The organism is Corticimicrobacter sp., assembly GCF_040137905.1.
Lineage (GTDB): Bacteria > Pseudomonadota > Gammaproteobacteria > Burkholderiales > Burkholderiaceae_B > Corticimicrobacter.
In genome coordinates this window covers 15063-34550 of record NZ_JBEFDG010000027.1, presented here as the reverse complement: position 1 = coordinate 34550, position 19488 = coordinate 15063, and the positions used below count along the sequence as shown (strand labels likewise).

The following is a 19488-nucleotide window of genomic DNA, read 5'->3' as shown; positions in this document are numbered from 1 at the left end:
AAGATTACACGATACCCTGGGCCAGCATCGAGTCCGCGACTTTCACGAAGCCGGCGATATTGGCACCGTTGAGGTAGTTGACCGTGCCATCGGGCTGGCTGCCATAGCGCAGGCATGACTCATGGATGCTGTGCATGATGCCGCGCAGGCGCTGGTCGACCTCATCGCGGCCCCAGGACAGGCGGATGGCGTTCTGGCTCATTTCAAGGCCGGATACAGCCACGCCGCCGGCATTGCTGGCCTTGCCGGGGGCGTACAACACGCCGGCGTGGATGAAGGCTTCGGCTGCCTCCAGGGTGGAGGGCATGTTGGCACCTTCGGCCACGCACTGGACACCGTTGGCGATCAGGGTGCGCGCGTCGTCGAGATCCAGCTCGTTCTGGGTCGCGCAGGGCAGCGCGATATCGACCGGGACGTGCCAGGGGCGCTTGCCTGCCTCGTAGCGCAGGCCATGTTCGCGGGCATAATCTTCGATGCGGCCGCGCGCCTCGTTTTTCACGTGCATCAGGGCTGCCAGCTTGTCGGGGGTGAAACCGGCTTCGTCGACGACGGTGCCGGCCGAGTCGGATGCGGTCACGACGATCGCACCCAGTTCCAGTGCTTTTTCGATAGCGTACTGGGCGACATTGCCCGAACCGGAAACGGAGACGCGCTTGCCTTCGAGGCTCTGGCCGTTGCGTGCCAGCATTTCACGCACGAAGTAGACCGTGCCGTAGCCTGTGGCTTCGGGGCGGATGAGACTGCCGCCGAAGGCCGGGTCCTTGCCGGTGAAGACGCTGGCTGCGGAATTGGACAGTTTCTTGTACATGCCGGCCATGAAGCCGACTTCACGGCCGCCGACGCCGATATCGCCCGCAGGTACATCGGTATCCGGGCCGAGATGGCGGAACAGCTCGGTGGCGAGCGCCTGGCAAAAGCGCATGACTTCGGCATCCGACTTGCCCTTGGGGTCGAAATCGGAACCGCCCTTGCCGCCGCCCATCGGCAATGTGGTCAGGGCGTTCTTGAAAGTCTGCTCGAAAGCGAGGAACTTGAGAATGGACAAGTTGACCGAAGGGTGAAAGCGCATGCCGCCCTTGAAGGGGCCGATGGCCGAGCTGTGCTGGATGCGGAAGGCACGATTGACGCGGGCCTGGCCCTTGTCATCGACCCAGGAGACGCGGAACTGGATGACGCGCTCGGGCTCCACCAGCCTTTCGAGCAGCGCATGGCGGGCATAACGCGGATTGGCCTGGATGAACGGCCACAGGCTGCCGACGACTTCGCGTACGGCCTGCAGGAATTCCGGTTGATGGGGGTCCCGCGCGGCAACATATTGCAGGAATCCGTCCAGCGTCTGCTCGTTCAAAATCTTCTCCAGTATCTGACAGCGATTGCGTGATTTGCACCTGTGCGGTGCGGCACCTTGATGGTGCGGCACATCATTGGTGCAAAAATTCTACGAGCAAAATGCCTGTCGTGATCTGGATGACCGATCAATATAAATTTGGGGACATATTGAAATGCCTGTGGATGTTGGGTTTGTTAATGGGGACGCAAGGGGTCGGGCCGCTGGAGTGGCCGTGCGGTGCCCCTGTCTGTCCCTATTTTCAGGCGCTGAAACCGTGCCAATCGTAATCGATGGTCAATGGCGCATGGTCGGAAAACCGCTCATCCTTGTAGATGGTGCAGTGCCGCGCCAGGGCAGCGATGCCAGGGGTGGCGATCTGGTAGTCGATGCGCCAGCCGACGTTGTTTGCCCAGGCCTGGCCGCGGTTGCTCCACCAGGTATAGGCAGCGTCGGTCGCCTCGGGATGCAGGCTGCGGTAGACGTCCACGAAACCTCGCTGGTCAAAGACGGTGCTCAGCCAGGCCCGCTCCTCGGGCAGGAAGCCCGAATTCTTGCGGTTGCCGCGCCAGTTCTTGAGGTCGATTTCATGGTGTGCGATGTTCCAGTCACCGCAGATCACGAACTCGCGCCCGGTGTCGCGATGCTCGGCAGCCAGCGCATCCAGCCAGGGGCCGAAATGATCCAGGAAACGGTACTTGGCCTGCTGCCGTTCGTCGCCGCTGGAGCCGGAGGGTAGATAGGCGCTGATCACCGACAATCCAGGCCAGTCGGCGCGGATGATCCGCCCTTCGGTGTCGAACTCCTCGCAGTCCATGCCGTCGAGTACCCGCTCGGCGGGCCGGCGCAGGTAGAGGCCCACGCCGCTGTAGCCTTTTTTCTCGGCCGAAAAGAAATGGCCGGTGTAGTCCAGCGGGCTACGCATGTCGTCAGTCAGGTCGGCATCCTGTGCCTTGAGCTCCTGCAGGCAGACGATGTCGGCCTGTTGTTGTGCCAGCCAGGGTTGCAGACCCTTGCGGAAAGCGGAGCGGATGCCATTGAGATTGAGCGAGATGATGCGTAGCAAGAGGGACTCCTGTGGTGCGGGAATGGCGGTCATGGAAAGGGGCACCCGGCAGTTGCGGCCGGGTGCCCCGCCTGTGGTCAGGAATCGAGTTTACGCTGTCTTGAGCGCCTGGCGCACGCCCGCAGCGTAGGCCGGATCGATCTGCTCGAAGTGTGCGAGAGCCTGGTCGATGATTTCCTGGGGCACGCCGCCGATATGGCGGGCGATATTGCCGAACAGCTGTTGCTGCTGCCCGTCCGACATCAGCCGGAACAGGGCGCGTGGCTGGCTGTAGTAATCACTGTCCTCGCGATGATCGTAGCGCATGGCTGCCCCGTCGAGCGCCAGCGGCGGCTCTGCGACAGAGGGATCCTCGGCAAAAGCACCGAACCGGTTGGGCTGGTAGTTGACCTTGCCGCCCAGGTTGCCATCGGTGCGCATGGCACCGTCACGATGGAAGCTGGCGAACGGGCAGCGAGGGGCATTGACCGGGATCTGGTGGTGGTTGATCCCCAGGCGATAACGCTGGGTGTCGCCATACGAGAAAATCCGGCCCTGCAGCATCCTGTCAGGCGAAAAACTGATGCCCGGCACGACGTTGGCGGGCGTGAAGGCGGCCTGCTCCACTTCGGCAAAGTAGTTCTCGGGATTGCGGTTCAACTCGAGTATGCCGACTTCGATGAGCGGGTAGTCAACATGGGGCCAGACCTTGGTCAGGTCGAACGGATTGATGGCATAGTCTGCCGCGTCCTTTTCCGGCATGACCTGCACGCAGACACGCCAGCGCGGGAAGTTGCCGGCCTCGATCTGGTAGAAAAGATCGCGCTGCGCCGATTCGCGGTCGCCAGAGACGATCTTGGCGGCTTCCTGGTCGGTCAGGGTGGCAATGCCCTGCTGGCTCTTGAAATGGAACTTGACCCAGAAGCGTTCGCCGGCAGCATTGAGGAAGCTGTAGGTATGGCTGCCGAAGCCGTGCATCTGGCGGTAATTGAGCGGCAGGCCGCGGTCGGACATCAGGATGGTGACCTGGTGCAGCGACTCGGGATGGCGTACCCAGAAATCCCAGGCAGCCGTGTTGTTGCGCAGGTTGGTCTGGGGATCACGCTTCTGGGTATGGATGAAGTCCGGAAACTTCAGCGGATCACGAATGAAGAAGACCGGCGTATTGTTGCCGACCACGTCCCAGTTGCCTTCGTCGGTATAGAACTTGAGCGCGAAGCCACGCACATCGCGCTCGGCATCGGCGGCCCCGCGTTCGCCGGCGACGGTCGAGAAGCGCAGAAACACCGGGGTTTGCTTGCCGATTTCGGCAAAGATGGCTGCCTTGCTGTAACAGGAGATATCCTTGGTCACGGTAAAGGTACCGTAGGCACCGGAGCCCTTGGCATGGACCACGCGCTCGGGGATGCGTTCGCGGTCGAAGTGTGCCAGCTTTTCGAGCAGCCAGAAGTCCTGCATGAGGGCCGGGCCGCGAGGGCCGGCTGTCTGGGTGTTCTGGTTGTCGGCAATCGGATGGCCGTTGGCGGCGGTCAACGTGTCTTTGTTCTGCATGGCAACACTCCTTCAATAGGGTTGTGTGATGGTTACTCGCTATTCATAGAGAAGATTAATTGATCTTTATTGATTGATCAAATTTATATATGTGATGATTTTGATTGTTTGAGGCTATAGGTTTTTTCAAGAGGATAGGGGATGAAATCCTTGCCAAAAGTGCACAGTCTTGTGCCCACCATACATGAAATCGCCATGGTCTTCCATCCTGAAAGTCATGCAAATTCCTTTCGGATCAATGAATTGAATATGATTTAAGGTTGCCGGTCTCGCGTGTCGGCAAGTGCCTGACACTTCCTGTCTTGGCCCGTGACCATGGAAACTGCTTTAATGTCAGAAGCACTGTTTGTCCCTATTTCTCGACTTCTTTGGAAAACCATCGATGAAACGCTACTTGTCCCTTCTTGGTGCCTTGCTGTTTGCCTCGTTGCTGTCGGGCTGCGGCTACAACGCCATTCAGTCCGCAGACGAACAGGTCAAGGCTGCCTGGTCCAATGTGTTCAACCAGTATCAGCGGCGTGCCGACCTTGTGCCCAACCTGGTCAGTACCGTCAAGGGGTATGCCAGTCATGAGCAGCAGGTCTTGACGCAGGTGACCGATGCACGTGCGCGGGTCGGTTCGATCAACATCACGGCCGACCAGCTCGATGATCCGCAACAGATGCAGCGTTTCCAGCAGGCCCAGGGCGAACTGTCCTCGGCCCTGTCGCGTCTGCTGGTCGTGAGTGAAAACTACCCGCAGCTCAAGGCTGACGGCCTGTTCCGGGATCTGATGACGCAGCTTGAGGGCACCGAGAACCGCATTGCCGTGGCACGCGAACGCTATGTCAAGGCGGTACAGGACTACAACGTGCTGGTGCGCAGCTTCCCCGAAGTGCTGACTGCCAAAGTGCTGGGGTATGCGCCCAAGGCCAATTTCAGTGTCGAGAACGAGGCTGCCATTTCACAGGCCCCCAGCGTTGATTTCGGGACGCCTGCGCAGGGCACGGCCGGGGCGCAGTAATGGTGGTCGCTGCTACCTGCTGCATAGGCGGTGCCAGGTTGTTGCATCGTCATGTGTCGCGATATCTGGCACTGGTCTGCTGGATACTGGCCAGCCTGTTGCCTGTGCAGGCGGCGCAAGTTCCGTTGCCTGATTTGCAGGGCCGGGTGACTGATCTGACGGATACCCTGACGCTCGCGCAACGCCAGCAGCTTGATGCCTCGCTGGTCGGTCTCGAACAGCGCAAGGGGGCGCAATTGGTGGTGGTGCTGGTGCCGACCACGGGCAGTGACACGATCGAGCAGTATGCCGTGCGCCTGTTCGAACAGTGGCAAATCGGGCGCAAGGATGTGGACGATGGCATCCTGCTGCTGGTGGCCAAGGACGACCGTGCCGTGCGTATCGAGGTCGGCTACGGGCTGGAGGGGGCAGTCACGGACGCCCAGAGTGGACGCATCATCCGGGAGCAGATCGTGCCGCGCTTTGCCGAGGGCCAGTATGACGCCGGCATTGTGGCGGGGGTCGATAGCCTGACCCGGCTCATCGAGGGCGAGGTATTGCCTCCGCCGGCAGCACAGGCCAAACCGGGTGCCGATGAGGGCATGGGCGAGGCCTGGCTGGCGTTGCTGATGTTCCTGCTGGTCCTGCCGGCATGGGCAGGTGGTTTGATCGGTGCGCTGGCCGGATGGTTGCTGGCTGGCAACTGGCTGTTTGCCGCAGGTGGTGCCGTGGCCGGATTTTTGGTCAGCGCACTGATTGGCAAATCCGGCCTGCGCCAGCATATCCGCAAGAGCGCCGGCAGAGGTGGCGCACCGGGTGGCTGGCGTGGCGGCCTGGGCCGGGGCGGCGGCCGCTCTTCAGGTGGCTTTCGGGGCGGTGGTGGACGCAGCGGTGGCGGAGGTGCCTCGGGGCGTTGGTAAGCCGTTGGTAAGCGATGCCACGGTGAGGCCCCCAGCCGCTTTTCTCCGGATGTTGAATAACAGCGTCAACATCCGGTGGACTGTGGTATCCAGTCAGTCGAAGAAAGCGTAGCGCGCCACGAACAGCAAGGCGACCAGCCAGGCCGCAGCATGCACTTCGCGGAAACGGCCGGTGGCAGTCTTCAGCACGACATAGCTCACAAAGCCAAAGGCCAGGCCCGTGGCGATCGAGTAGGTGAAGGGCATCGCCAGGGCTGTCAGGGCCGCCGGGGTGGCCTCGGTCACATCATTCCAGTCGATCTCGATCAGTTCGCGCATCATCAGGCCTGCCACGTACAGCAGGGCCGGGGCCGTGGCATAGGCAGGCACCGAACTGGCGAGCGGGGCGAAGAACAGGGCCGCCAGGAACAGCAGGGCCACGACCAGTGCGGTCAGACCGGTTCGACCGCCGGCCTGCACGCCCGAGGCGCTTTCCACATAGGCCGTGGTACTGCTGGTGCCCATCAGCGAGCCGACGGTAATGGCTGTGCTGTCGGCAAACAGGGCGCGACCCAGGCGGTTGCTGCGGCCGGGCTCCAGCAGGCCGGCCCGCTTGGCCACGCCGGTCAGGGTACCCGTGGCGTCAAAGACCTCGACCAGCACCAGGACCAGCAGGACCTGGACGATACCGGCATTGAAAGCCCCGACGATATCAAGTTGCATGAAAGTGGGGGCGATGCTGGGAGGGGCTGCGACAATGCCCTGGAAACTGTTGTAGCCCAGCAGGATGCTGAGCACCGTGACCACCAGGATGCCGATCAGGATGGCACCCCGCACGCGCAGCGCATCCAGCGCGGCGATCAGGAAAAAGCCCAGAATGGCCAGCAAGGGTTCGTGGTGGCGCAGGTTGCCCAGCGTGACCTTGGTGACGGGATGGTCGACCACGATCTGGGCACTCGACAGGGCGATGATGCCCAGGAACAGGCCGATCCCGGCCGCGATGGCGCTGCGCAGAGACGTCGGGATGCCGGCCAGCAGCCAGGCGCGTACGCCGGTCACGGTCAGCACGATGAAGATCAGGCCGGAGATAAATACCGCACCCAGCGCTTGCTGCCAGGTGAAGCCCAGCACACCCACGACGGTGAAGGCGAAAAAGGCGTTCAGGCCCATGCCCGGTGCCATGCCGATGGGCCAGTTGGCCACCAGGGCCATGATGATCGAGCCCAGCGCCGCCGCCAGGCAGGTCGCCACGAAAACGGCATCCTTGTCCATGCCGGTCGATGAAAGGATATCGGGATTGACGAAGATGATGTAAGACATCGTCAGGAAGGTCGTGATGCCGGCGGTGACTTCCGTGCGGAAGTTGGTGCCGTGGTCACGCAGGCCGAACAGTTTTTCCAGCATGATGGGTCCAGGAGACAGAAAGGCAGGATAGGTAAGTTGTTGATGCTCAAGGTGTGGCATGACTTGAACTGCGAGTCATGCCGACGTGTCAGGAGAGGCTGTCGATCCAGTGCCGGGTCGAGGCGTCGTGTTCGGAGGGAGGGGCGGAACCTGCCCACTCCTGCAGGATGCGGCTGGCCAGGTTCTTGCCGAACTCGACGCCCCATTGGTCAAAGGGATTGATGCCCCAGATCAGCGCCTGGACAAAGATTTTATGCTCATACAGCGCCAGCAGCGCGCCCAGCGTATAAGGGCTCAGGCGTGGCAGAACGATCAGGCTGGAGGGCCGGCCACCGGTGTGTGTCTTGTGCCGTGCCAGCCAGGCTTGCCGCTGCGGATCGTCGGGGGCCAGCGCATGTGCTTCGGCCAGTGCGTCTTCGTATGACTTGCCGCGCAGCAGCGCCTCGCGCTGGGCCAGGCAATGGGCCAGCAACTGTCGGTGATGGCCGGGCCAGCGATGGTCGGCCTGCTGGCAGACAATGAAGTCCGTCGGGGCACCATCGCTGCCCTGGTGCAGCCACTGGAAGAATGTATGCTGTGCATCGGTGCCCGGCATACCCCATACGGCCGGCCCGGTGGCGACCTGTACGGTCTGGCCGGCAATGTCGACCGACTTGCCCAGCGATTCCATTTCGAGCTGTTGCAGGTAGGGCACCAGATAGAACAATCGTGAATCATAGACCGCCAGATTGAGGGATCCATACCCCAGCACACTGCGGTTGGCGATGCCTGCGAGCGCCATCTGCACGGGGGCATTGCTGACGGGTGGGGCCTGCAGGAAATGCTGATCCATGGCTGCGGCGCCCGCCTGCATGCCGGAGATCACGTCGGTGCCCACAGTCAGTGCGGCTGACAGGCTGACGGAGGACCAGAGCGAGAAACGCCCGCCAACCCATTCCCAGAAGGGAAAGATGTGCGCGCTCGGGACGCCGAAGTCCTGGGCCCGCTGTGGCTGGGCGGTGATGGCGACCAGTTGCTGCTCGGGATGCGGAACGTCGGCGGCGCGCATCCACTCCAGGGCACGCCGGGCATTTTCGAGCGTTTCTGCCGTGGCGAATGATTTCGATGCCACCACAATCAGTGTCTGGTGTGGATCCAGCCCGGCCAGTCCGCCCGCGATCGCATGCCCGTCGATATTGGAGACAAAACGGATCTGTCGCCATACGCCGGTATTGCCGAAGGCTGCCACTGCCAGTCGGACGCCCCAGTCGCTGCCACCGATACCGATGTGCACGATATTGCGCCAGCGGCGCTCGGTGTCGGCGCGATGGACGAAATCCAGCAAGTGCTGGCGGGCCTGGACGACTTCGGCAATGGGGGCGGGCGCGCGCAGCATGGTGTGCCAGGCAGCGCGCTGTTCCGTGACATTGACTGCCTGGCCTGCAAAAAGTGCCTCGCGGGCCCGCTCGAAACCGCGTACCGCCAGCAGGTCGCTGGCCGCCTGGTCCAGGGCGGGCGAGAGCGGCTGGGCGCTGACATCGACGTGCAGGCCCGCCGCCGGCAGAATGCGCAGGATTTGTGCGTGGCGATGGGTGTGTCCAGTGGCTCGCACGAAAGCCTGCCATTCAGGCAGTGTAGTGAGTTCGGGCAAACCAGGGAGAAGCGAGGGAGGCGTCATGGGATCAGTATCTAGGGAATATCGACCATGCGCATGCGTTGCTGCAGCGTGGCGGTGCGCCCGTTCAGGTAGCGGGTATTGCGGTGCTGGTCGTAGTAGCGTGGATTGGGCAGCATGGCTGCCAGCCGGGCTGCCTGTGCACTGCTCAACTGCGCGGCGCTGGTGCCGAAATAGTGCCGTGCAGCGGCCTCGGCACCGAAGATGCCGTTGCCCCACTCTGCGACATTGAGATACAGCTCCAGGATGCGCTCTTTGTCCATGACATGCTCGATCATATAGGCCAGTATCATTTCCTGGGCCTTGCGCAGATAGCTGCGGGTGCCCGAGAGAAACAGGTTCTTGGCCAGTTGCTGCGTGATCGTCGAACCGCCACGGACCCGTGCGCTGCCATCTTCGCGTTGCTGGCGATTGTAGTCCCAGGCCTTGCGAATGGCTTCCCATTCGATACCGCCATGCTGCATGAAATTGGCATCCTCGGCGGCAATCACGGCACGTTTGAGCGATGCACTGATCCGGTCGTAATCGACCCAGCGGTATTGCAGTTCGGCGTCGGGGCGCTTTTCGCGCAGGCTATCGAGCTGTTCCTGCATGATAGGGGTGCGGGCGGGCGTCTTGTACTGATACCAGACAACTTGGGCAAAGAACCAGAACTGGGCCAGCAAAAGCAGGCATGCCAGCGCCATCAGTGCCAGCATGCTGCGATGCAGCCATGGACGCCGGATGCCTGTCATGGCGGGGCCTGTGTCCGGCTCAGGTGCGGGCGGCCGACCAGGTCGCACGCATGGTTTCAAGCGTGGCCTGGGTGTCCGGGCGCAGTCCGTGCCAGAGGTAGAAGCTCTCGGCCGCTTGCTCGATCAGCATGCCCAGCCCGTCGGCGCAGCGTGCTGCACCGTGGATGCGGGCCACGCGCATGAAAGGTGTGTCTTCCGGTCCGTAGACCATGTCATAGGCCAGACTGTCGGGGCGGTAGATGTCAGGGGGCAGCTCGGGTGCCTGGCCCTGCAGGCTGCTGGCGGTGGCATTGATGACGATATCCCAGCTGCCGGTCCCGGCGCTGAGCAGGCTGCCCGCCGAGAGGGCATGCTCATCGAAGTGTGTGGACGGCAGGCCGTGGTCGGCCAGCGCACTCAACCAGCCTTCGCGTAGCTCATGTGCGCGGCGCTCGGTACGGTTGACGATATGGATGTGGGCACAGCCAGCTTCCAGCAGGGGCTGCAGCACACCGCGGGCGGCCCCGCCCGCGCCGACCAGCAGTACCTGGGCTCCGTCGAGCTGGGCGTCGAGACGGTTCAGATCACGGACCAGGCCGATGCCGTCCGTATTGCAACCATGCAGCAGACCATTCTGGAGCCAGAGCGTATTGACCGCGCCGGCAGCGGCTGCGCGTGCGCTCAGGATCTGACTCAGGACATAGGCTTCCTGTTTGAAGGGAACGGTGACATTCAGGCCCAGGCCGCCCTGTTCGAAGAAGGCAGGCATGACGGTAGAGAACTCATCGGGCTCGGCAAGGATCTTGTCATACTCCAGCGTACGCTGTGTCTGGGCGGCGAACAACTGATGGATGTCCGGGGAACGGCTGTGCGCGATCGGGTTGCCGATCACGGCATAGCGGGCAATAGTCGGAAAATCGGTCATTCGGTGGCCTGCATGTGGAGCGTATCGTTGGTGAAGCGCCAGGTGCGTGTGATGGCGAGTATATCGGTTTCGCGTGCCAGCTCGGGAGGCAGTGGAGGAAAGGGGGCTGCCAATTGCACGATCCGGCGCGCCGCCTGGTTCAGCGCGCCGTTGCGGGCCGGCTGGTCGATGCGGATATCCTCCAGGCTGCCATCGGCACGGATGAAGACCGTGGCCTGCAGTACACCATAGAGCTTGCCCTGGTTGCCGGTCGGGTAATGGCGGGTGCCGACGTCTTCCATGCGGCTGCGCCACTGCTCGACGTATTCGGCGTAGGGCCAGGGGGATACGGCCGGGGCATAGACGTGTGTGCGTGGCTGGCGGGTATAGGTCTGGACCTGCTCCGAAAGTGCCGCAATGCGGGCTGTGCGCAATTGTGCTTCCTGGTCCTGTTCATCCTGGCCGGGGCGGTCTGCTTCTGGCCAGGGATAGGTGTCCGGTCGGGCTTGTGCGACGGCCTGTTCGGATTCGAGTACGGTCAACAGTTGTTGCTGCATGGCTTCCAGTTCGGCCTGGCGCTTGCGCATGGCAGCCAGGACGATACCGTCGGCCGTGGGTGAGGTGCGCGGCAGCGGTGAGCGGGCCATGCCCTGTTCGCCATCGCCACCGCCGTCGAGCGCAGCCTGCCCCAGCGCCTGGGCTTGCAAGGGCTCAGTGTCGGTGCTGGCGTTGACCAGGGCGACCTCAAGCATCGGTGCCACCTGAGGTGTACGGGACAGCGATCCGAAATGCAGGGTCAGTGCCACGCCGTGCAGCAGCAAGGATAGCCCCGCGCCGATATACAGGTAGCGGCGGCTGGTGGGCGTGGCGCGTAGCCAGTTCAGTGACTGGCGCGAGGGAGAAGGGCGCAGGGCATTCACCCTGCGGATTTTAGTGTAAGTCTGGCTCCTGGGTGAATCATCCCCAGGATGTCATCATCGCTATGCGATTCATGCCAGTGGCACCGCTTCCAGATAGCGGCAGTCCAATGTCAGGTTGATCTCGTCCTGCCCCAGGATCTCGATTTCGATCTGCTGGCCTCGTGCCAGTTCTGGCATGCCGTTGATTTCAACCACCAGGGGCGCGATATCGAGTCGGGCCAGGTTGTCGCGGATGAAGCTGGCGCGACAGTGAGTGATGTTTTGCTGCTTCAGCCAGCGCAGGCACCAGTAGCGCTCCATGGTGCGCTGGAAGTCCGAGATGGCCGTGTATTGGCCGTCGAAAGCGCTGATCAATGCGTACAGGTCGGCATCGCGTGGCTTGTAGGGGGCGACCAGTCGTGCCGAGATGCCATGTTCGGCAGCGGCCAGCAACTGTTGCTGGTTGACCAGATCGACATAGCGTCGCAGCGGCGATGTGGACCAGATGTATTGCTTGACGCCGATGGCTTCATGCGGGAGCGCCTGGGTGCTCATGCGCACGCGTCCCATTTGCTGGGAACGATAGATCCCGGGCACGCCGTGCTGGTCGAGCAGGGCACCCCACTGGCTGTTGGCCAGGATCATGTACTCGGCGATCATCTTGTCCAGGGGCGCATCGCGGCGGCGTGGCACCAGCCGGACCGGCGTGTCGGGATCATCGGCCGGGCCGTCGAGTTCGAAGCTGTATTCGACCCGGTTGTTGCCCTCGGGCTTGCCGCGTACCTCGTCACGTTTGCGCGATAGAGCCAGCGCCAGCTTCCAGAGCGGCAGCAGCCAGTGCGCGTAGGGCAGTGTCGGGTCTTCGGTTACCAGGCGCTCGGGCGTGATTTCTGCATCCAGATGATTGTGTCGCAGATTTTCCCGGACCTGGATGCGCTCGAGGCGGGTAGTTGTTTCCATAATGTCGCCACTTTCCGGATTGGCCGTGACATATAGCGACAGTGCCGGTACCGGGCGTCCCGCATCGAGGGAAAAGGCTTCGATCAGCTCGGGCGGCTGCATCGGGATCTTCTGGCCGGGCATGTACACGGTGGACATGCGCTGGCGGGCGATTTCGTCGAGGGCGCTGCCACGTGTCACCGCCAACGCCGGTGCCGCAATGTGGACACCGACACGAATGTTGCCATCAGGCAGAACCGAGACCGAGAGCGCGTCATCGATCTCGGTAGTGCTGACATCATCGACCGAATAGGCCTCGACATCAGCCTCTGGCAGCGTGTCGGGCAGCTCGGGAAGCGATGCTTCTGCAAAACCAGTGCCCCTGGGGAACTGCTGTGCCAGGAAACGGAATCGCATCAGTGCCAGTGGATGCGGCCATGCACCCAGCTGCAGCAGCAACTGGTCCGGTGTCTTGCCGGTCTGCTGGCAGGCCGCATCCAGTGCTTTCCATTGCTGGCTGTTCTTGTCGGGGCGCAGCAGGAGCGATGGTGCGACCTCGGCGATTTCCGGTGGCAACGAGCCGGCCGTCATGGCATCGATCCAGGCCTGCTGCTGTTCGGCCTGCAGGCGTTTTTTCTCGATCGCGGCCAGCGCGGCCTGCAGGATGTCAGGTGGCGCCGGACGGTAGCGGCCCTTGCCGCGCCGATGGAAATAGGCGGGCGCACTGTGCAGGCGCAGCAGCAGCGTGGCCTGGTCCAGGGCACTGGGCGCATGACCGAAATAATCCTGGGCCAGTGCGGCCACGTCGAATTCTTCCTGGGGCGCGCACTCCCACAGGAAATCCAGATCAATTTCTTCGGCTGCTGCCTGGGCCTGCGCCAGCAGGCTGTCGGGATCGGGCGCGGCGAATTCCATGACGACATTGTTGCGCTTGATCTTGCTGCGCTTGCCGCTGGCTGCTTCTACCTGCAGGCTGGAATCTGCCTCGGACAGGATGCGTCCGCCCTTGAAACTGCCATCTTCTTCGTAAAGTACGTACATTGAAACTCGGATCTGGATTGCTTGGAAAAAATCAGGGCGAAAGGGGGGCGGCTGCAGTATGCGGCGGCTGACTGCCGGGGATCACACTGTCGAGCGCGGCGAGCAGCCGTTCATGCACGCCACCGAAACTGCCATTGCTCATCACCACGATATGGTCTCCGGGCCGCGCCTGCGTCGCTACGCTGCGTACCAGGGCTTCGATTTCGCTGTATGCGGTCGCGCGCGAACCCAGCGGGGCCAGTGCAGTCGCCGGGTCCCAGCCCAGCGCATGCCTGCCCTGGGTTTCGCCGTAGCAGAACACCAGGTCGGCCTCACCCAGCGCGGCAGGCAGACGCTGTGCCATGGTGCCCAGCTTCATGGTGTTGGATCGAGGCTCAAGAACAGCCAGGATACGCGCCGGGCCGATTTTGTGGCGCAGACCTTCCAGTGTGGTGGCGATGGCCGTCGGGTGATGGGCAAAATCATCGTAGACGGCAATGTTGTGCACGGTGCCGCGCAACTCCATGCGGCGCTTCACGCCACCGAAGCTGCTCAGGGCAGCGATGGCAGTGTCGGGCGCGACGCCGACATGCTCGGCGGCGGCCAGCGCGGCCAGCGCGTTCATGCGATTGTGCGCGCCGGTCTGTGACCAGGTGATGCGGCCGACTGGCTGACCGTCTCGGAACACGTCGAAATGATCTTGCGCATCCGGCTCGCCGGCCTGCCAGCCGGCAGGACTGTCGAGCAGTCGTGTGCCGGACCAGCAGCCTCGCGCCAGGACGCGTTCCAGCGCAGCGTCGTGTGCCGGATGAATGATGCGGCCGCTGGCAGGGATGGTGCGCACCAGATGGTGGAACTGGGTTTCGATGGCGCCAAGATCGGCAAAGATGTCGGCGTGGTCGAATTCCAGGTTGTTCAGGATGGCCGTGCGCGGCCGGTAGTGCACGAATTTGGAGCGCTTGTCGAAGAAGGCCGTGTCATATTCGTCAGCCTCGATGACGAACAGGGGGCGGGCCTGCCCTGCTGCAGGTTGCGACTGTCCCAGCCGGGCCGAGACTTCCAGTCCCGGCGCAATGCCGCCGATCAGGAATCCGGGCTGCTGGCCGCATTGCGACAGTACCCAGGCCAGCATGGAGCTGGTCGTGGTCTTGCCGTGGGTGCCGGCGACTGCCAGCACATGCCGGCCTTGCAGCAGATGTTCGCCAAGCCATTGGGGGCCCGAGATATACGGGGCTCCCGATTCAAGGATGGCTTCCATCAGCGGATTGCCGCGCGACACGACATTGCCGATGATGTAGAGATCGGGCTTCAATGCCAACTGGTCGGGGGCAAAGCCTTCAATCAGTTCAATGCCCTGTTCCTGCAACTGGGTGCTCATGGGCGGGTAGACGCCGGCATCGCAGCCGGTGACGCGATGGCCCGCCTCGCGGGCCAGCAACGCCAGTCCACCCATGAATGTGCCGCAAATGCCGAGGATATGAAGATGCATGGCCTTTACCGATCCGGGAAGGGACGTACGAGCTTGCCTCCACCCAGGAAGTTGCCTTCCGCGTCCAGTGCTTCCACGGTCCATTGGTAGCGCTTGGTACCTTCGTCAATGCAGGGACCGGTGTATTCAAATGCCCCGCGCGTGATGGCGACCCGTCCGTAACGTCCGGTATAGTCGATTTCAGCGCTGCTGTTTTCCGACGGCGTCATGGCGTTGACCATGATGAAACGCAGCCTCTGCGTGCCACTCGGTACGTTGCGGATCGAGAACAGCGGCGAAGCCGTGTCTCCACAGGCCGCCGTGTCGCTCCACGAAAATGAGATATCCAGGACCTGGTAGCGGGCTTCTGCCGCTTCGCGTTGCTCGACGGTCTTGCAGGCCGCCAGGGCCGATACCAGCATCAGGGGGACGGCAAGCCGGCGCAATGAGACAAGGGGCAATGTCATGCTGTATCTCCTCAGGACAGGGACAGTCCGTACTGGGCCAGCAGCTTGTCGGCAATCTCGCTGCGTGAAGGCGCGTGGTTCTGCGGACCACGCGAGGCAATCTTGATGGCTCCCATCACGTTGGCGAGCTTGCAACTGTCCTGCCAGCTCCAGCCTTCGACCAGGCCATAGAGCAGGCCGCCGCGATAGGCATCGCCGCATCCGGTCGGATCGACGACCTCGGTGGCCGCCACGGGCGGGATATGGTACTCCTGGCCTTGCGTGATCAGGCGCGAGCCATCGGCACCGAGTGTCACCACCACGGCCTGCAGGCCCTTGGCGATATCCGTCAGCGACCGTCCTGTGCGTTGCTCCACCACACGGGCCTCATAGTCATTGACCGTCAGCGCCTGGGTCAGCGTCAGCATGCGCTCCAGGTCCGCGCCGTCGAAAAGCGGCATGGCCTGACCCAGGTCGAAAATGAAAGGCGTGCCTTCGGCATGCAGTCGCTCGGCATGGGCGAACATGCCCTCCTTGGCATCGGGCGCGACAATGGCCCAGCGTGCTGTGCTGCCCGAGACATCGTTTTGCGCAGAAAACTCCATGGCACCGGGGTGGAAAGCCGTGATCTGGTTATCGTCCAGGTCATTGGTGATGAAGCACTGGGCGGTGAACGTGCCGGGCTGGACTTTCAGCAGGCGGGTGTCTATCCCCAGGTTGCGAAAGCGCTCCAGATAGTCGCCGGCATCTTCGCCGATGGTCGCGGCCGGCAGCGGTGTGCCACCCAGCAATTTGAGGTTGTAGGCTACATTGCCGGCACAACCACCGAACTCCTTGCGCATCGATGGCACGAGGAAGGAAACGCTCAGGGCATGGATGCTGTCGGGCAGGATATGATCCTTGAAACGGCCATTGAAGATGGCGATCGTATCGAAGGCCATGGAGCCACAAATCAGTACAGTCTTGGTCATATCTGCAATGTGCTATGGAAAGAAGAGTTCGAGCCGGTAGCCGCTCACGGTCAGGTCGTCCAGGGTCAGCGGGATCGACAGGTCCAGGCTGCTCATGGCGGCAAAGGGCCGGGACAGACGGTCGGGCGGCAGATAGTCGGCAGGCAGCAGTGCCTTGCGGGCCACTATGGTATCTGAAAAATCCGTCAGGCTCAGGAAGATGCCTGGCCAGGGTTGCGGCGAGTGATGACCGTTGCGCAATCGCAGGGTCAGGTCGAGGGAATGCCGTTCCCCCGGCAGCGTCAGTTGGCTTGAGCCATCGGTCGTGGGCGTGGCAGTCTGCAGCGACGAAGACACGATCTGCAGTTGATCCGGATGTCGCAGGTAACCGACCTTGCAGCCCAGCGGGTCGCACACGCGCTCGATCACGCCGCGGACGGCCGGATGCCACGAGGCGATCCAGTCGCGCTGTTGCCAGAACAGTTGCAGCAGCATGACGGCCAGCGCCAGCACGCACAGCAAAGTCCAGAATCCCTGATGGCGTCGTCGTCGGTCTTGCGTGTCGTCGTCCAGGAACTCGGGCAGACCGGCGCGACGATCCGTCTCATCGAGCAGGAATGTATCTGCCGGTGCGTCGAATTCCGGGTCACGGGCCGGTGCCGCATAGCCTGTCGTTTCGTGCTCGCGTTCGTCTTCGTCTTCTATCCCTGCGGCCGGCGGGTCGCCCAGCCAGTGGCGAGGGGCACCTTCTTCTTCGACAGGTAAAGCAGGTGAATCAGCCAGTGATGACGAGGTTGCCTCAGAGGACGATACCGCCTCGGTCAGCAGAGGCAGGTCGTCCGTGTCGGACAGCGACTGGCGGCCATCGAAAACGGTCAGGCAGGCACCGCAGCGCACCATGCCATGACGGCGCGCCAGCAGATCGGGCGTGATGCCGAATACGGTATGACATGCCGGACACCGTGTCTGCAGGCCCATGTTCAGGCCTCGGCTCAGGTACGTTGACCGTGCAGGCAAACCCAACCGTCGTGAGCACGCCAGACCGATAGCGGGATCCAGGGGGCGTAGACGGCTGCCACTTCCTCGGCCTGGCGTTCCAGCACGCCGGACAGCACCAGATGACCACCGGGGGCGACACGACCCGACAGCATGGGGGCAAGCACCTTGAGCGGGTTGGAGAGAATGTTGGCGATGACCAGATCGTGCGTGCCGGCCGGCAATGCATTGGGCAGGCCGGGAATCAGCTCGACCTGATTGTTGAGCGCATTGTCGCCGGTGGCCTGTACGGCCTGCTCGTCGATATCGATGGCATGCGTGGTGGCTGCACCCAGCTTGCGGGCGGCGATGGCCAGGATACCCGAGCCGCAGCCGTAATCGAGAACGCTGGTGCCCGGTTGCAGGTGGGCCACCAGCCATTGCAGGCACAGATGCGTGGTGGGATGGCTGCCGGTACCGAAGGCCAGGCCAGGGTCGAGCTCGATGGCAATGGCATCGGGTCGAGCTTCGGCGGGCAGGGTGTGCCAGCTTGGCACGATCCAGACCCGGTCACCGACCGGGATGGGGGCGAATTGTGCCTGGGTCAGCCGGACCCAGTCCGCGTCGGGTACTTCGCGCAGTTGCCAGTCCGTGCAGGATTCAGGCAGCGTGCTGCCATTTTCCCGATGAATGTTCAATGCCTGCTCGAACAGTTGGGCCGGGTCCACGCCGTCGGGCAGCAGGGCAACCACCAGATTGCGCTGCCAGGCATGGCTGTCGGGTTCCAGTCCTGGCTCGCCGAACAGGGGCTGTTCATCCGCTGTGTCGCGGTCGGCATCCTCTACGGACACCGAAAGCGCGCCGGCCTCCAGCAAGGCATCGGACAGGGCCTCGGCCTGCTGTCCGGGACAATCGAAGACCAGTTCACGCATATCGGTTTCCGTAGGGGCTGCCGTACACCTCAATGGCGTTGCGACAGCTTTTCTTCCAGGTAGTGGATGCTGGTGCCACCTTCGACGAAGCGGGCATCGGTCAGCAGCTCGCGGTGCAGCGGGATGTTGGTCTGAATGCCGTCGACAGCCGTTTCCGACAGGGCAATGCGCATCCGGGCCAGGGCCTGGTCGCGGGTATCGCCGTAGGTGATGATCTTGGCGATCATCGAGTCGTAGTTGGGCGGTACGAAATAGCCGTTGAAAATGTGCGAGTCGACGCGCACGCCAGGACCACCGGGCGCATGCCAGTTGGTGATGCGGCCGGGGCAGGGCACGAAACGCTCGGGGTCTTCCGCGTTGACGCGGCACTCGATGGCGTGACCCTTGAATACGATGTCGCGCTGGCGCAGCGTGAACTTTTCGCCGGCGGCGATCAGGATCTGCTGCTGGACCAGATCGATGCCGGTGATCAGCTCGGTGACCGGGTGCTCGACCTGGATGCGGGTGTTCATTTCGATGAAATAGAACTCGCCGTTTTCATACAGGAACTCGAACGTACCGGCACCGCGATACTGGATCTTGCGGCAGGCGTCGGCGCAGCGTTCGCCGATGCGTTCGATCAGCTTGCGCGGGATGCCGGGGGCGGGCGCTTCTTCGATGACCTTCTGGTGGCGACGTTGCATGGAGCAGTCGCGCTCTCCCAGCCAGACGGCGTTGCGCACACCATCGGCCAACACCTGGATCTCGATGTGGCGGGGGTTTTCGAGAAACTTCTCGAGGTAGACCTCGGGATTATTGAACGCCGCGCCGGCTTCCGAGCGGGTCATGGCCACAGCGGTCAGCAGTGCTGCCTCGGTATGGACCACGCGCATGCCGCGTCCGCCGCCGCCGCCGGCAGCCTTGATGATGACCGGATAGCCGACTTCGCGGGCGATGCGCTGGATTTCCTGGGGATCATCGGGCAGGGCCCCCTCGGAACCGGGCACGACAGGCACGCCGGCTTCGATCATGGCGTGCTTGGCGCTGACCTTGTCGCCCATCAGTCGGATCGAGTCAGGGCGTGGGCCGACGAATACAAAGCCGCTTTTCTCTACTCGGTCGGCAAAGTCGGCGTTCTCTGCCAGGAAACCGTATCCGGGATGGATGGCCTCGGCGTCGGTGACTTCAGCCGCCGAAATGATGGCAGGCATATTCAGGTAGCTGGCTGCCGCGGGTGCCGGTCCGATGCAGACCGACTCATCGGCCAGGCGGACATACTTGGCTTCGCGGTCGGCCTCGGAATGCACCACTACGGTCTTGATGCCCAGTTCCCGGCAGGCACGCTGGATGCGCAATGCGATTTCGCCCCGGTTGGCGATCAGGAGTTTCTCGAACATACGC

At 62.8% G+C, this 19488-nt stretch carries 17 protein-coding genes; 2 read left to right on the top strand and 15 right to left on the bottom strand.

What is annotated here, in order from left to right:
• Window positions 1-4: 4 nt before the first annotated feature.
• The 3 genes from gdhA to ABN482_RS03920 all read right to left on the bottom strand — a co-directional run bounded on the left by gdhA (window position 5) and on the right by ABN482_RS03920 (window position 3923).
• Window positions 5-1348, bottom strand: a complete 1344-nt coding sequence (gdhA, locus tag ABN482_RS03930) for an NADP-specific glutamate dehydrogenase (protein WP_349502757.1) — start codon at window positions 1346-1348, stop codon at window positions 5-7.
• A 241-nt stretch (window positions 1349-1589) separates the two neighbouring features.
• Entirely contained in the window at window positions 1590-2393 is an 804-nt protein-coding gene (locus tag ABN482_RS03925) for an exodeoxyribonuclease III (RefSeq protein ID WP_349502825.1), read from the bottom strand.
• A gap of 90 nt (window positions 2394-2483) precedes the next feature.
• Entirely contained in the window at window positions 2484-3923 is a 1440-nt protein-coding gene (locus ABN482_RS03920) for a catalase (RefSeq protein WP_349502756.1), read from the bottom strand.
• Window positions 3924-4305: 382 nt separating this feature from the next.
• On the opposite strand from ABN482_RS03920, the gene ABN482_RS03915 reads away from it, so the two are divergent.
• Both ABN482_RS03915 and ABN482_RS03910 read left to right on the top strand, forming a co-directional pair.
• Entirely contained in the window at window positions 4306-4926 is a 621-nt protein-coding gene (locus tag ABN482_RS03915; protein ID WP_349502755.1) for a LemA family protein, read from the top strand.
• Window positions 4926-5825 carry a TPM domain-containing protein gene (locus ABN482_RS03910; protein WP_502877229.1) on the top strand — a complete coding sequence of 300 codons (900 nt, stop codon included), beginning with the start codon at window positions 4926-4928 and terminating at the stop codon, window positions 5823-5825. Before ABN482_RS03915 ends, ABN482_RS03910 begins: the two co-directional genes overlap by 1 nt.
• Window positions 5826-5918: 93 nt before the next feature.
• Here ABN482_RS03910 and ABN482_RS03905 read toward each other — a convergent pair whose 3' ends face one another.
• From ABN482_RS03905 to accC, 12 genes are all read right to left on the bottom strand, one after another.
• Complete coding sequence (locus ABN482_RS03905; protein WP_109062500.1) at window positions 5919-7208, bottom strand: NCS2 family permease; 1290 nt, start codon at window positions 7206-7208, stop codon at window positions 5919-5921.
• An 88-nt stretch (window positions 7209-7296) separates the two neighbouring features.
• Window positions 7297-8865: a glucose-6-phosphate isomerase gene (gene pgi, locus ABN482_RS03900; protein ID WP_349502753.1), complete on the bottom strand. Its 1569-nt coding sequence runs from the start codon at window positions 8863-8865 to the stop codon at window positions 7297-7299.
• 11 nt (window positions 8866-8876) lie between these two features.
• A complete protein-coding gene (gene mtgA, locus ABN482_RS03895) occupies window positions 8877-9596 on the bottom strand; it encodes a monofunctional biosynthetic peptidoglycan transglycosylase (RefSeq protein WP_349502752.1) in 720 nt (239 codons plus the stop codon).
• Between the two features lie 19 nt (window positions 9597-9615).
• Window positions 9616-10500 carry a shikimate dehydrogenase gene (gene aroE / locus ABN482_RS03890; protein ID WP_349502751.1) on the bottom strand — a complete coding sequence of 295 codons (885 nt, stop codon included), beginning with the start codon at window positions 10498-10500 and terminating at the stop codon, window positions 9616-9618.
• Window positions 10497-11399, bottom strand: a complete 903-nt coding sequence (locus ABN482_RS03885; protein WP_349502750.1) for an energy transducer TonB — start codon at window positions 11397-11399, stop codon at window positions 10497-10499. The genes aroE and ABN482_RS03885 overlap by 4 nt, the downstream gene beginning before the upstream one ends.
• Before the next feature lie 69 nt (window positions 11400-11468).
• Complete coding sequence (locus ABN482_RS03880) at window positions 11469-13358, bottom strand: ribonuclease catalytic domain-containing protein (protein ID WP_349502749.1); 1890 nt, start codon at window positions 13356-13358, stop codon at window positions 11469-11471.
• Between the two features lie 31 nt (window positions 13359-13389).
• A complete protein-coding gene (gene mpl, locus ABN482_RS03875) occupies window positions 13390-14826 on the bottom strand; it encodes a UDP-N-acetylmuramate:L-alanyl-gamma-D-glutamyl-meso-diaminopimelate ligase (protein WP_349502748.1) in 1437 nt (478 codons plus the stop codon).
• Between the two features lie 5 nt (window positions 14827-14831).
• Entirely contained in the window at window positions 14832-15272 is a 441-nt protein-coding gene (locus ABN482_RS03870) for a YbhB/YbcL family Raf kinase inhibitor-like protein (RefSeq protein ID WP_349502747.1), read from the bottom strand.
• Between the two features lie 11 nt (window positions 15273-15283).
• Window positions 15284-16222 (bottom strand): carbohydrate kinase family protein, encoded by a 939-nt coding sequence (locus ABN482_RS03865; protein WP_349502746.1) that lies wholly within the window; start codon window positions 16220-16222, stop codon window positions 15284-15286.
• Window positions 16223-16234: 12 nt separating this feature from the next.
• A complete protein-coding gene (locus tag ABN482_RS03860; protein ID WP_349502745.1) occupies window positions 16235-17179 on the bottom strand; it encodes a zinc-ribbon and DUF3426 domain-containing protein in 945 nt (314 codons plus the stop codon).
• A 14-nt stretch (window positions 17180-17193) separates the two neighbouring features.
• Window positions 17194-18108, bottom strand: coding sequence for a 50S ribosomal protein L11 methyltransferase (gene prmA, locus ABN482_RS03855; RefSeq protein WP_349502744.1), 915 nt, complete (start codon window positions 18106-18108; stop codon window positions 17194-17196).
• A gap of 29 nt (window positions 18109-18137) precedes the next feature.
• The gene (accC, locus tag ABN482_RS03850; RefSeq protein ID WP_349502743.1) at window positions 18138-19484 is read right to left on the bottom strand and encodes an acetyl-CoA carboxylase biotin carboxylase subunit; all 1347 of its coding nucleotides are present in this window, start codon (window positions 19482-19484) and stop codon (window positions 18138-18140) included.
• Window positions 19485-19488 lie beyond the last annotated feature (4 nt).

Excerpts from the sequence above, each read along its gene's own strand:
- ABN482_RS03920 (WP_349502756.1), bottom strand. The coding sequence starts at position 3,923 with ATGCAGAACAAAGACACGTTGACCGCCGCCAACGGCCATCCGATTGCC.
- ABN482_RS03915 (WP_349502755.1), top strand. The coding sequence starts at position 4,306 with ATGAAACGCTACTTGTCCCTTCTTGGTGCCTTGCTGTTTGCCTCGTTG.
- ABN482_RS03910 (WP_502877229.1), top strand. The coding sequence starts at position 4,926 with ATGGTGGTCGCTGCTACCTGCTGCATAGGCGGTGCCAGGTTGTTGCAT.
- ABN482_RS03905 (WP_109062500.1), bottom strand. The coding sequence starts at position 7,208 with ATGCTGGAAAAACTGTTCGGCCTGCGTGACCACGGCACCAACTTCCGC.
- pgi (WP_349502753.1), bottom strand. The coding sequence starts at position 8,865 with ATGACGCCTCCCTCGCTTCTCCCTGGTTTGCCCGAACTCACTACACTG.
- mtgA (WP_349502752.1), bottom strand. The coding sequence starts at position 9,596 with ATGACAGGCATCCGGCGTCCATGGCTGCATCGCAGCATGCTGGCACTG.
- aroE (WP_349502751.1), bottom strand. The coding sequence starts at position 10,500 with ATGACCGATTTTCCGACTATTGCCCGCTATGCCGTGATCGGCAACCCG.
- ABN482_RS03880 (WP_349502749.1), bottom strand. The coding sequence starts at position 13,358 with ATGTACGTACTTTACGAAGAAGATGGCAGTTTCAAGGGCGGACGCATC.
- mpl (WP_349502748.1), bottom strand. The coding sequence starts at position 14,826 with ATGCATCTTCATATCCTCGGCATTTGCGGCACATTCATGGGTGGACTG.
- ABN482_RS03870 (WP_349502747.1), bottom strand. The coding sequence starts at position 15,272 with ATGACATTGCCCCTTGTCTCATTGCGCCGGCTTGCCGTCCCCCTGATG.
- ABN482_RS03865 (WP_349502746.1), bottom strand. The coding sequence starts at position 16,222 with ATGACCAAGACTGTACTGATTTGTGGCTCCATGGCCTTCGATACGATC.
- ABN482_RS03860 (WP_349502745.1), bottom strand. The coding sequence starts at position 17,179 with ATGGGCCTGCAGACACGGTGTCCGGCATGTCATACCGTATTCGGCATC.
- prmA (WP_349502744.1), bottom strand. The coding sequence starts at position 18,108 with ATGCGTGAACTGGTCTTCGATTGTCCCGGACAGCAGGCCGAGGCCCTG.
- accC (WP_349502743.1), bottom strand. The coding sequence starts at position 19,484 with ATGTTCGAGAAACTCCTGATCGCCAACCGGGGCGAAATCGCATTGCGC.